The following is an 11,895-nucleotide window of genomic DNA, read 5'->3' as shown; positions in this document are numbered from 1 at the left end:
CAGCTTGGTTTATTCGATCACTTTCGGCACCAGGTACAGGCCATCCTGGGTCTTCGGTGCCGGCGCCTGGTAGTCGGCGCGGCGGTCTTCTTCGGTCACCACGTCTTCGCGCAAACGCAGCGGCAGCGCGAGCACGGTGGCGAGGGGCTGCGACAGCGGCTCGACGCCGGTGGTATCGACGGCCTGCATCTGCTCGGCCAGGGCAAAGATGCCGTTCAGTTCATTCAGGGCGACCTCTGCGTGAGCGTCGTCCATATCGAGCTGGGCCAGGTTGGCGATCCGTTTTACGTCTGAAAGAGTCAGGGACATGGCTTAAGGCGCGGCTCGGCGCCGCGTTGAAAGATGGTTGTGCGAATAATGAAATTTGGTCAACGGCTTGCTAAAGCTGATAAAAGCTTTCTAATGCCGTCGATCTCGCAGGCTGATATAGGCGCGAATCCACCCGTTTTTCAGCGTTTAAACGGCAAATTATAAGGTAGAATGGCGGGCTAATGCGTTCTCCGGCGCCGAAAGCAGGCGGGCCGCGCATGAAAGCCCGCGGTGCGGATTCATCAATCGCGGCGAGGATTCCCCGATTAATGTTTGGGATCTCGATAAATCGAGGTCCGCTTTAGGCGCACTTGGATGCGCATCAGGACACACATGTTTGGTTTTGTTACGCAGTTATTTTCGAACGATCTGGCGATCGACCTGGGTACCGCGAATACCCTGATCTACGTCCGCGGCCAGGGCATCGTCCTGGATGAGCCGTCGGTCGTCGCGATCCGCCAGGAAGGCGGCCCGAACGGCAAGAAGACGATCCAGGCGGTCGGCAAGGAAGCGAAACAGATGCTGGGCAAGGTTCCCGGCAATATCGAAGCGATCCGTCCGATGAAAGATGGCGTGATCGCCGACTTCACCGTCACCGAGCAGATGCTCAAGCAGTTCATCCGCATGGTGCACGACTCCAAGTTCCTGCGCCCGTCGCCGCGCATCATCATCTGCGTTCCCTGCGGTTCGACCCAGGTCGAGCGCCGCGCGATCCGCGAATCGGCGCTGGGCGCCGGCGCCCGCCAGGTCTACCTGATCGAAGAGCCGATGGCGGCCGCGATCGGCGCCGGCCTGCCGGTGTCCGAGGCGACCGGTTCGATGGTGGTCGACATCGGCGGCGGTACCACCGAAGTCGGCATCATCTCGCTGGGCGGCATGGTCTACAAGGGTTCGGTGCGCGTGGGCGGCGACAAGTTCGACGAAGCGATCGTCAACTACATCCGCCGCAACTACGGCATGCTGATCGGCGAACAGACCGCGGAGTCGATCAAGAAGGCCATCGGTTCGGCCTTCCCGGGTTCCGAAGTCAAGGAAATGGAAGTCAAGGGCCGCAACCTGTCGGAAGGCATCCCGCGTTCCTTCACCATCTCGTCCAACGAGATCCTGGAAGCCCTGACCGACCCGCTGAACAACATCGTCTCCGCCGTCAAGAACGCGCTCGAGATGGCGCCGCCCGAGTTGGGCGCCGACATCGCCGAGAAGGGCATGATGCTGACCGGCGGCGGCGCGCTGCTGCGCGACCTCGACCGCCTGCTGATGGAAGAAACCGGCCTGCCGGTGCTGGTCGCGGAAGATCCGCTGACCTGCGTGGTGCGCGGTTCGGGCATGGCGCTCGAGCGCATGGACAAGCTGGGCTCGATCTTCTCCTACGAATGATCGGCGGGTAAGGACGTGGGCGGACAGGACGCGCGATCCCGTGCGTCCTGTCTGCGTTTTTGCGTCATATTAGTGTGTCTTCACGTCGGCGTCCGGCGGCATTCCGCGGGCGCCCTCATTATTGGAAGTCATGGAATACAGTCCTCCGCCGCTCTTCAAGCAAGGCGCTCCCGCCAGAGTCAAGGTGACGGTGTTCGCTCTCCTCTCGGTCGCACTGCTTGTCGTCGACGCGCGGTTTCATGCGCTCACCGCCGTGCGCCAGGTGGCCGCCACGGTCCTTTATCCTTTCCAGATGGTTGCCCTGATGCCGCGCGACGCGCTGAGCAATATGGGCAGCTATTTCTCCTCGATCTCCGCCTTGCAGAAGGAAGTGCGCGACCTGCAGAGCCAGCAGGTGGCGATGGCCCAGGCGATGCAGCAGGCCCAGCTCCAGACGGCCGAGAACGGCCACCTGCGCCGCCTGCTGGACGCCCGCGAACACCTGCCGGTGCGCACGATGATGAGCGAGATCCTGTACGACGCGCGCGACCCGGCGATCCGCCGCGTGGTGCTCGACCGCGGCGCGCGCAACGGCGTCAAGCTCGGCCTGCCCGTGATCGATAATGCCGGCGTGGTCGGCCAGGTCACGCGCGTGTTCCCCTTCACTTCCGAAGTCACCCTGCTGACCGACAGGGAGCAGGCGATTCCGGTGCAGGTGCTGAGGAACGGCCTGCGCAGCGTCGCCTACGGCCGCGGCCAGTCCGGCATGCTGGACCTGCGCTTCGTGGCGCCGAACGCCGACATCCAGGTCGGCGACGTGCTGGTCACCTCGGGCCTGGACGGCATGTATCCGGCCGGCCTGGCGGTGGCCAAGGTCAGCCAGGTGGAGAGCGTGGCCCAGGGCGCCTTCGGACGCGTGGTATGCCAGCCGCTGGCCGGCATCGACCGCCACCGCCAGCTCTTGATCGTGATGTCCGACGAGCCCGCGCAGCCGCGTCCGCCCGCGGAAGCGCCAAAAAGCAACGGCAACTCCTCGCGCCGCAACCTGCCGAAGATGGATCCGATCCCGCTGCCGCCGCTGCGGCCGCAGCCGCTGCCGCCGGCCCAGCAGCCTGCCGCCGGCGCCAACGGCGCGCCTGCCGCTGCCGCCGCGCCTGCCGGCACCGCAGCCGCCGCAACGGCCGGCGCGGGCCGCCCGAACGCCGCCGCGGCAACGCCGGCCGCGCCCGGTACGGCAAGGCCGACGCTGCCGGCTGCCGCCGGCTCGGCGCCGGCCGCGGTCACGAACCGCGCCAACACGCCGGCCCGCACCACGCCGCCCGCGGCCGCAGGCGCTGCCGCTCCCGCAACCGGCACCACGCCGCCGGCCACCCAGCGCGCGCCGGCGAACGCCACGCCCGCCGCGCCGCGTACCGGGGAGGGGACCTGATGCCTACCCGCCCGCACTACATCCTGCTGCCGGTCAGCCCGCTGTTCATCGCCTTCAGCCTGATCTGCGCCTTCATGCTCAACCTGCTGCCCTGGGGACGCTGGGTCGGCGCGCCGGACTTCGTCGCGCTGGTGCTGGTATTCTGGGGCATCCACCAGCCGCGCAAGGTCGGCATCGGCATCGCTTTTTCGATGGGCCTGCTGATGGACGTGCACGACGCCACCCTGCTCGGCGAGAACGCGCTGGCCTACACCCTGCTGTCCTACCTGGCGATCATGATCCACCGCCGCGTGCTGTGGTTCCCGCTGGCGACCCAGGCGATGCACGTGTTCCCGCTGCTGCTGATGACGCAGGCGATCCAGGTGATCGTCCGCTTCATCGTCACCGGGCGCTTTCCGGACTGGCTGCACTTCATCGAAAGCGTGGTCGCGGTCGCGCTGTGGCCGGCCATTACCTGGCTGCTGCTGGCGCCGCAGCGCCGTGCGGTAGACAAGGATCACACCCGTCCAATCTGATGTTCGTTGAATGACCGAGATTAAAAACAACGATCGCGAGATCCACAATTTCCGCATGCGCCTGACGGCGCTGGTGGGGCTCGTGTTCATCTGCTTCGGCCTGCTGGTCGCCCGCTTCGTCTGGCTCCAGGTGGTCAAGCACAACCAGTACATGGCCCAGGCCGAGGACAACCGCATCGCCCTGGTGCCGATCGTCCCCAACCGCGGCCTGATCCTCGACCGCAACGGCGTGGTCCTGGCCAGCAACTACTCCGCCTACACCCTGGAGATCACGCCTTCCAAGCTGGAGGCGAATCTCGATTCCGTGATCGACGAGCTGTCGAAACTGGTCACCATCGAGGCCAAGGACAGGAAGCGCTTCAAGCGCCTGCTGGAAGAGTCGAAGAACTTCGCCAGCGTGCCGATCCGCACCCGCCTGAGCGACGACGAAGTCGCGCGCTTCACCGCCCAGCGCTTCCGCTTCCCGGGCGTGGAGGTGCAGGCGCGCCTGTTCCGCCAGTACCCGCTGGGCGAGATCGCTTCGCATGTGCTGGGCTTTATCGGCCGCATCAACCAGAACGAAGCCAGGGCCATCGAGGAAAGCGACGACTCGGCCAACTACAACGGCACCGACCACATCGGCAAGGAAGGCCTGGAGAAGAGCTACGAGCGCCAGCTGCATGGCCAGACCGGCTACGAGGAAGTCGAACGCTCGGCCGGCGGGCGCGCGATCCGCACCCTGTCGCGGACGGCGCCGGTGCCGGGTTCGAACCTGATCCTGTCGATCGACATCGAGCTGCAGAAGGTGATCGAGGAAGCCTTCGGCGACTTCCGCGGCGCCCTGGTCGCGATCGAACCCGAGACCGGCGACGTTCTGGCCTATGTGTCGCGCCCCGGCTTCGATCCCAACCTGTTCGTCGACGGCATCGATTCGCAAAGCTGGAGCGAGCTGAATACCTCGCTCGACCGGCCGCTGATGAACCGTCCGCTGTCCGGCACCTATCCGCCCGGCTCGACCTTCAAGCCCTTCATGGCCCTGGCCGCGCTGGAGCTGGGCAAGCGCCGGCCGGAGCAGGGCATCAACGACGCCGGTTTCTTCATGCTGGGCGGACACCGCTTCAACGACGACAAGCCCGGCGGCCACGGCTACATCGACATGTACCGCTCGATCGTGATGTCCTGCGATACCTACTACTACCAGCTCGGCAACGACTTGGGCATCGACGCCATCAGCGGCTTCATGAAGCAGTTCGGCTTCGGCTCGCCGACCGGTATCGACCTCGAGCACGAGAAGTCGGGCGTGCTGCCTTCGCAGGAGTGGAAGCGCGAACGTTTCAAGCGCAACCGCGCGGCCCAGAAATGGGTCGGCGGCGACACGATCTCGGTCAGCATCGGCCAGGGCTTCAACAGCTACACCATGCTGCAGCTGGCGCACGCGGTGGCGACCCTGGCCAACAACGGCGTCATCATGAAGCCGCACCTGGTCAAGATCGTCGAGGACGGGGCTACCCACCAGCGCGCGCTGACGGTGCCGAAGGAATCCGGCCGCATCCCGCTGAAGCAGGAGAATATCGACACCATCAAGCACGCGATGGTGGGTGTGATGACCGATCCGAGCGGCACCGGCCGCCTGGCCTTCCGCAATGCGGAGTACACGGCCGGCGGCAAGACCGGTACCGCCCAGGTGGTCGGCCTGAAGGGGGCCAAGTACAACCACAGCATGACGCCGGAACGCCTGCGCGACAACGCGCTGTTCACCGCCTTCGCGCCGGCCGACAAGCCGAAGATCGCGATCGCGATGGTGGTCGAGAACGCCGGCTTCGGCGCCCAGTACGCGGCCCCGATCGCGCGCAAGGCGCTCGACTACTACCTGCTGGGCAAGCGTCCCGGCGACAAGGCCAGGCCGGTGCCGAGTACCGCGGTGCAGAAGGAAGACCTGGCGGTGCCGGAAGAAGCCTTCGGCCCGAGCGCCGGCCTGCCGAAGCCGCCCGGCGGCGAGACCCCGGGCAACAAGGAGTAAGCGATGCCAGCCCATATTCCAGAACGGCGCTCGCTGAGCCGGCGCCTGAAACCCTACTTCACGGTCTTCGACGGCCCGCTGGCCCTGATCCTGTTTCTGCTGTTCTCGGTCGGTACCCTGACCATGAGTTCGGCCGGCCACGACTTCCCGGGCCGCATGGAAGGGCAGATGCGCAACATCCTGCTGTCCTTCACGGTGATGTGGATCGCGGCGAACATTCCACCGCAGATGCTGCTGCGCCTGGCCGTGCCGATCTACAGTTTCGGTGTCGCGCTATTGGTGGCGGTGGCGCTGTTCGGCACCATCAAGAAGGGCGCGCGGCGCTGGTTGCACGTCGGCGTCGACATCCAGCCTTCCGAGATACTCAAGATCGCCACACCGCTGATGCTGGCCTGGTATTTCCAGGCCCGCGCCGGCTTCATGAAGTGGCAGAACTTCATCGTCGCCGCCGTGCTGCTGCTGATTCCCTTCGGCCTGATCGTCAGGCAGCCCGACCTCGGCACCGCGCTGCTGGTCGGCACCGCGGGCTTCTGGGTGATCTTCCTGGCCGGCCTGTCGTGGAAGGCCCTGCTCGGGCTGTTCACGGCCGGCTGCGCCGCGCTGCCGGTGGCCTGGTCGATGCTGCACGACTACCAGCGCGAGCGCGTGATGACGCTGATCGATCCGACCTCCGACCCGCTGGGCAAGGGCTTCCACATCATCCAGTCGACCATCGCGATCGGCTCCGGCGGCATCAGCGGCAAGGGTTACCTGAAGGGCACCCAGGCCTACCTCGAGTTCATCCCGGAGCGCACCACCGACTTCATCTTCTCGGTGTACTCGGAAGAATTCGGCCTCGTTGGTAACCTGGTGTTACTGTTCTTGTATCTTCTGCTCATCGGGCGCAGCATGATGATCGCTGCAAACGCCCCGAATCTGTTCACGCGCTTGCTGGGCGGATCGATCGCGATGATGTTTTTTGTTTACTCTTTCGTCAACATGGGCATGGTCAGCGGCATCCTCCCGGTGGTCGGAGTTCCACTGCCTTTCATGAGCTATGGCGGAACTGCGTTGATTACTTTGGGGCTCGGCAGTGGTATATTGATGAGTATTCAAAGACACCGCAAACTGGTGCAGACCTGACATGAAAGAGAACGCGATGGCCGTTCGCGCACTACCAGGTCGGTTTTTGCCAGCGGTCATCGCGTTAGTAACAACGACGCTGATGACAGGCTGCAGCACAACCGCCGACGGCGAACACAAGAGCCTGATCCCGCTGCCCTGGAAGCACAAGGTGGCAACGAAAAACGGCAAGATCGATACCACCCTGCCCAAGCTGCCTCCCGCCGGTTCCGGCCGCGGCGGCTATTACCAGGACGACGGCCCCGGCGACAATCCGCCGCCGGGCCTGCGCGACATGCCGGACGCGGTCGTCAAGTACGAGCCCTATGCCAAGTTCGCCAACAAGCCGTATTCGGTCTTCGGGCAGACCTACACCCCGCTCCTCAACGACGAACCCTTCAGCCAGCGCGGCGTCGCCAGCTGGTATGGCGTGAAGTTCCACGGCCAGCGCACTTCGTCGGGCGAAGCCTACGACATGTACAAGATGACGGCCGCGCATCCCACGCTGCCGATCCCGTCCTATGCCCGCATCACCAGCCTGGAAACCGGCAAGTCGGTGGTGGTGCGCATCAACGACCGCGGCCCCTTCCATTCGGACCGCATCGTCGACGTCTCGTACACGGCGGCGCTCAAGCTTGGCCTGCTGGGCAAGGGCAGTCACCAGGTCGAGCTCGAGCGCCTGTTCCCGGACGATCCGACCCGCGTCGCCACCGTGCGCCGCGCCGCCGCCTCGGCCGCCCAGGCCGCGCCGGCGCCGGCGGAAATCGCTGCCTTGATGCTGGAAGACCGCGTGGCGATGGACAGCGCCGCGGTGGCCCGCCCCGATGCGCCGGCCCGCGCGCAGGATGGCAAGGCGGCCAGGTCCGGCTACTACCTGCAGCTGGGTTCCTACGGCCGCGAGGGCAAGGCGGAAGAGGTGAGCGAGAAGCTCAAGCAATCCGGCGTCTCGCAGGCGATCGAAGTGGTGCGTTCGGGGTCGGTCAACCGCGTCTACAGCGGGCCTTTCGAGACCCGTGCGATGGCGCAGCAGGCGGCGCGGGCTTTGCCTTCCTCTTTGGGTCTGAAGCCCATCGTCGTGCGGCGGTAATGCATCGCGGTAGGGTGGGCGCGGCCGGCGTAGGCGCCCCCGTGCCCACGAATCATATCAACGGCAATTCTTCGTTTCCGCCGACGACACCGCATCCGCCACCGACTCGATGCGCGCCCGTGCGGCAGCCTCGATATCGCGGAAGCGGTAGCTGTAGCGCGGGACCGAGGGGCCGCGCGGCGTGATGCGGGCGCTGTGCACGCCCTGCTTGTTCAGCTGGGCCAGCAGGGCCTGGGCTCCGCTCTCGGTCTTGAACACGCCCAGCGAGATCGCCCACTTCATGGGCGAATCCCCCTGCATGATGAAGAAATTGGTGACGCCCAGGCCGCGCAGCTCGCCGGCCTTGCGCTCTGCCGCTTCCTTGCTGCCCTGGGGCGGGATGTTCACCAGGTAGCTGGTCACGTCCTGGGCCTGCACGGCCTGGCGCGACTGGCGCTCGCCCAGCTCGAGGGAGGCCAGGCGCGCTTCGAAGCGCTTCGCTTCGCCGGCGCTGAAGGTGCCGACGTCGATGCAGGCCAGCGGCCTGGCCGGCGCCTCCGCCTTGACCGGCGCGGGAGCCGCCGCTGCACTGGCTTCCACGGCCGCCGCGGCCGGCGCGCTGGCTGGATCCGCTGCCGGCGCCGCCTTGGCCGCGTCGGCCTGCTCGTTGGTCAGCAGGGTCAGCCGCGATGCTTCCAGCTGGGGCTTGATGCGCGCGCGTTCTTCATCGCTTCCCTTGCTCGAACCCAGGAAACCCTGGGCGTAGGCGAACAGGGCGGCGTTCAGCAGCAGCAGCGACCAGAAGACGAATCTCAGCACGTTAGGTCCTATGACGAAGGTGACGCGATGGCGGCCGCGTGCAGCCCGACCAGCACGATATTATCCAGCATCCGGTAGGGCAGCGCCAAAGCCGGGGCCACGTGGCCGGCCGCGCCGCCCGAGACGATGCACAGCTCCGCCGGCAGGGCCGCACAAGCGCGCGCGATGGCGCCGGCCTGGGCCGAAATGCAGCCGGAGCGGATCGCGTCCAGCGTGTTGTCGGCAAAGACCGGCGGCAGCACGGCATCCGCGCTGGTTGCCGGCAGCTGGGCGGTGCCGCGCGCGAGCGAGTCCAGCATCAGGCCGAGTCCCGGCAGGATCATCCCGCCCAGGAACTCGCCATCGCTCGACACGGCATCCACGGTGGTCGCGGTGCCGCAGGTGGCCACCACCAGCGCCTTGCCGGGCGCCAGGGTGCGGGCGCCCAGCGCGGCGGCGAAGCGGTCGGCGCCCAGCTGGGTGGGATTGCGGTAGCGGTTGCGCAGCCCGGCCAGCTCGGCCTGCGCAGCGAACCATTCGGGCTGGGCCAGCGGGAGCAGGGCGGCGAGGCGCTCGCGCATGGCGGCGCCGGCCACGTTCGAGACCAGCGCGCGCTCGACGGCATGGCCGGCCCAGGCGGCCCGCAGGCCGTCCAGTTCCGCATGCAGCACGGCGCCGTGGGCGAGCCACTCGCCGGGCGCGGCGCCTTCCTGCGCGACGGCCCACTTGACCCGGGTATTGCCTGCGTCGACCAGAAGCATCGTCATGGCGGCTCTTCCTTATGCCTTGATGCGCAGCGAAACGTCGCCGGCGACGATGGCGACGCGGCCGTTTTCGGTGTCGAGCAGCAGGCGGCCGGCATCGTCGACGCCGGCGGCCAGGCCCTCGTGCAGGACCTCGCCGCGGTCGAGGATGACGACGGTCTGCCCCTGCCAGCCATGCAGCAGGTTCCAGCGCGCGCTGAAGGCGGAAAAGCCGCTTCGTTCGAACAGGCGCAGGGCCTCGGTCAGGCCGTCCAGGATGGCGGCCAGCAGGGTGTCGCGTTCCATGCGCGCCAGCCAGGGCACGGCGGCCACCGGGCGGCCGATCTGTTCTTCCAGCTCGTCCGGCATGGCGAGGTTCAGGCCGATGCCGATCACGGTCCACACCGCGCCCTCGGGGGCCGGCGCCGTCTCCACCAGGATGCCGGCCAGCTTGTCGCCGTCCTTCAGCAGGTCGTTCGGCCACTTGAGCTGGACCGGCTGGCCGAGCCGGCCCAGGGTCTCGGCCAATGCCGTGCCGATCGCGAGCGGCAGGCCGGTCAGTGTGTGCAGGCCGCCGTCGAATTTCCAGGCCAGCGAGAAGGTGAGCGAGTGTCCGGGGCTTGATAGCCAGCTGCGGCCGGCGCGGCCGCGGCCGGCGGTCTGGTGCTCGGCCACCAGCAGCACCGGCGCGCTCAGGGAAGGCGCGCGCGCCAGCAGGTCGGCATTGGTCGAGCCGGTTTCAAGCACCACTTCGACCGCGACCCCTGCCTTCGACAAAGCCATGATGCGTTCGGCATTCATGCGGTCTCCTTGCGCGCCTTCTGCGGCGCACGCGCGAACAGCGGGTCGAACACGGCATTCGGCAGCAGGCGCAGCAGCCGGGCGGCGACGCCCATCTGCCAGGGAATCACACGGAAACCGCTGCCGGCGTCGATGGCGTCGGCAGCGCGGGCCGCGAAACGCTCGGCCGGCATCAGGAAGGGCATGGGGAATCGGTTATTGCTGGTCATGGGTGTATCGATATAGCCGGGCACGATGGTCACGACCCGGATGCCGTGAGTGCGCATTTCGAGGCGCAGCGATTCGGCATAGCTGTGCACCGCCGCCTTCGAGGCGCAGTAGGCGCCGGCGCCCTTCAAACCCCGGATGCCCGCCAGGCTGCCGATCGCCACCAACCGGCGCGCGCCGGTCCCTTGCTTCATCGAGGCGATGAAGGGCGCGAAGGTGGCGACGGTGGCGTTGACGTTGGTGGCGAACACGGACTCGAACAGCGGCAGGTCCTCGGGGCGTTCGGTCAGGGTGCCGTGCGAGATGCCGGCCGAGGCGATCACGATGTCGGCGCTCCCATGCGCGGCGATGAAGCCGCGCGCCGCCTCTGCCAGCGCGGCGTGGTCGGTGACGTCGACCGCCCAGGCGCGGTGGCGTTCTGGATTCGGCAGGGAAGAAATCAGGGTGTCCAGCGCATCCTTGCGGCGCGCCAGCAGGCCGAGCGCGGCGCCGCGGCCGGCATATTCGCGCGCCAGTGCGGCCCCGATGCCGCTCGAGGCGCCGGTGATGAAGACGCGCGGCGGCGCGGCGCTCATTGCCTGGCCTTGGCCACCAGGTAGTCCATCACCTGCAGCGCCGCCTGCTGCTGCTGGGCTTCGGTGTGCGCTTCGGGTGCGCGTTCTCCGGCGTGCGAGGGCGAGGTCAGCCAGCGGCCGTCGATCACGACCACCGGCCAGCGGTCGACATGGTAGGCGTCCATCATGGCGTCGGCGCGGCGCAGGCGCTGCTGGATGCCGAAGGAGCGGTAGGTGTCGATGAAGCGGGCGCGCTCGATGCCGTTCTTCGCGATCCAGTCGAACACCTGTTCGTCGCTGTTCAGGCGCAGGCGGTCGACGTGCATGGCGGCGAACACCCGGTCGTGGTATTGCTCCAGCAGGCCCATCGCTTCGAGCGTGAAGAACAGGCGCTGCTGCGGCAGGACATTGGCGTCGCGCGGGACGTGCACGCGCTTGAACACGATCCTGTCGCCCTGCTGCTTGACCCAGGCCGCGAGGCGCGGTTCGAAGGCGTAGCAGTGCGGGCAGTAGTAGGCGAAGAACTCGATGACCTCGACCTTGCCGCCGGTGCCGGTGGGCTGCGGCGAGGGCAGGGTCACGTAACCGGCGCCGTCCTGTGGCTCGGCGGCGGCGGGGAGGGACAGCGCCGCCGCGGCCAGGCCGAGCGCGGCGGCACAGAACAGGCGGCGGCTCGTCATCGAGGCCCGCTCAGCGCTGCTTGCGCACGATGGCGACGTCGACGCCGTTGTCGAGCAGCTTGGCGCGCGCCTTGTTCATCGATTCGACCTGGTTGTACGGGCCGAGGCGCACGTGATGCAGCACGCCGCTTTCGCGGGTGCTGTCGCTGATCGCGGCTTCGAAGCCGAGCAGGGCCAGCTTGGCGCGGGTCGCCTCGGCATCCGGCATGTTGCGGAAGGCGCCGGCCTGCAGGTAATAGACGTACTCGCCGCTGCCGGCCGCGCTGGCCGTGGTCGTGGCGGGCGCCGGTGCGGCGGCCGCGGCAGGGGCGGCCGGCACGGCGTGCGAGGCCGGCGC

General features: G+C 67.4%; 13 protein-coding genes. 6 read left to right on the top strand and 7 right to left on the bottom strand.

The genetic code is table 11. The features are described 5' to 3' along the window. Window positions 1-9: 9 nt before the first annotated feature. Window positions 10-309, bottom strand: coding sequence for an Asp-tRNA(Asn)/Glu-tRNA(Gln) amidotransferase subunit GatC (gene gatC / locus AC1DOP_RS26340; RefSeq protein WP_442124710.1), 300 nt, complete (start codon window positions 307-309; stop codon window positions 10-12). 333 nt (window positions 310-642) lie between these two features. On the opposite strand from gatC, the gene AC1DOP_RS26335 reads away from it, so the two are divergent. From AC1DOP_RS26335 to AC1DOP_RS26310, 6 genes are all read left to right on the top strand, one after another. Continuing rightward, window positions 643-1,686: a rod shape-determining protein gene (locus AC1DOP_RS26335; protein ID WP_047827025.1), complete on the top strand. Its 1,044-nt coding sequence runs from the start codon at window positions 643-645 to the stop codon at window positions 1,684-1,686. A gap of 130 nt (window positions 1,687-1,816) precedes the next feature. Further along, window positions 1,817-3,094: a rod shape-determining protein MreC gene (mreC, locus tag AC1DOP_RS26330; protein WP_477254224.1), complete on the top strand. Its 1,278-nt coding sequence runs from the start codon at window positions 1,817-1,819 to the stop codon at window positions 3,092-3,094. Continuing rightward, window positions 3,094-3,609, top strand: a complete 516-nt coding sequence (gene mreD / locus AC1DOP_RS26325) for a rod shape-determining protein MreD (protein ID WP_442124061.1) — start codon at window positions 3,094-3,096, stop codon at window positions 3,607-3,609. The genes mreC and mreD overlap by 1 nt, the downstream gene beginning before the upstream one ends. A gap of 10 nt (window positions 3,610-3,619) precedes the next feature. After that, window positions 3,620-5,608 carry a penicillin-binding protein 2 gene (gene mrdA / locus AC1DOP_RS26320; protein WP_442124059.1) on the top strand — a complete coding sequence of 663 codons (1,989 nt, stop codon included), beginning with the start codon at window positions 3,620-3,622 and terminating at the stop codon, window positions 5,606-5,608. Between the two features lie 3 nt (window positions 5,609-5,611). Continuing rightward, a complete protein-coding gene (gene rodA / locus AC1DOP_RS26315; RefSeq protein WP_442124058.1) occupies window positions 5,612-6,730 on the top strand; it encodes a rod shape-determining protein RodA in 1,119 nt (372 codons plus the stop codon). Window positions 6,731-6,812: 82 nt separating this feature from the next. Then, window positions 6,813-7,796 (top strand): septal ring lytic transglycosylase RlpA family protein, encoded by a 984-nt coding sequence (locus tag AC1DOP_RS26310; RefSeq protein WP_477254221.1) that lies wholly within the window; start codon window positions 6,813-6,815, stop codon window positions 7,794-7,796. A 57-nt stretch (window positions 7,797-7,853) separates the two neighbouring features. Here the strand turns inward: AC1DOP_RS26310 and AC1DOP_RS26305 are convergent, their stop codons facing one another. From AC1DOP_RS26305 to AC1DOP_RS26280, 6 genes are all read right to left on the bottom strand, one after another. Then, window positions 7,854-8,594, bottom strand: coding sequence for an SPOR domain-containing protein (locus tag AC1DOP_RS26305; RefSeq protein WP_442124056.1), 741 nt, complete (start codon window positions 8,592-8,594; stop codon window positions 7,854-7,856). Window positions 8,595-8,602: 8 nt separating this feature from the next. Beyond that, a complete protein-coding gene (locus tag AC1DOP_RS26300; RefSeq protein WP_442124060.1) occupies window positions 8,603-9,334 on the bottom strand; it encodes a type III pantothenate kinase in 732 nt (243 codons plus the stop codon). Window positions 9,335-9,352: 18 nt separating this feature from the next. Further along, complete coding sequence (locus AC1DOP_RS26295) at window positions 9,353-10,117, bottom strand: biotin--[acetyl-CoA-carboxylase] ligase (RefSeq protein ID WP_477254218.1); 765 nt, start codon at window positions 10,115-10,117, stop codon at window positions 9,353-9,355. After that, complete coding sequence (locus tag AC1DOP_RS26290) at window positions 10,114-10,899, bottom strand: SDR family oxidoreductase (RefSeq protein ID WP_477254217.1); 786 nt, start codon at window positions 10,897-10,899, stop codon at window positions 10,114-10,116. The genes AC1DOP_RS26295 and AC1DOP_RS26290 overlap by 4 nt, the downstream gene beginning before the upstream one ends. Next, window positions 10,896-11,558: a thiol:disulfide interchange protein DsbA/DsbL gene (locus AC1DOP_RS26285; RefSeq protein ID WP_477254215.1), complete on the bottom strand. Its 663-nt coding sequence runs from the start codon at window positions 11,556-11,558 to the stop codon at window positions 10,896-10,898. Before AC1DOP_RS26285 ends, AC1DOP_RS26290 begins: the two co-directional genes overlap by 4 nt. Window positions 11,559-11,568: 10 nt before the next feature. Next, the coding region (locus tag AC1DOP_RS26280; protein ID WP_477254213.1) for an SPOR domain-containing protein at window positions 11,569-11,895 on the bottom strand (327 nt) is incomplete at its 5' end.

The sequence above is a fragment of the Massilia sp. 01N410 genome (assembly GCF_056399665.1).
This window is presented reverse-complemented; position numbering and strand designations above follow the sequence as displayed.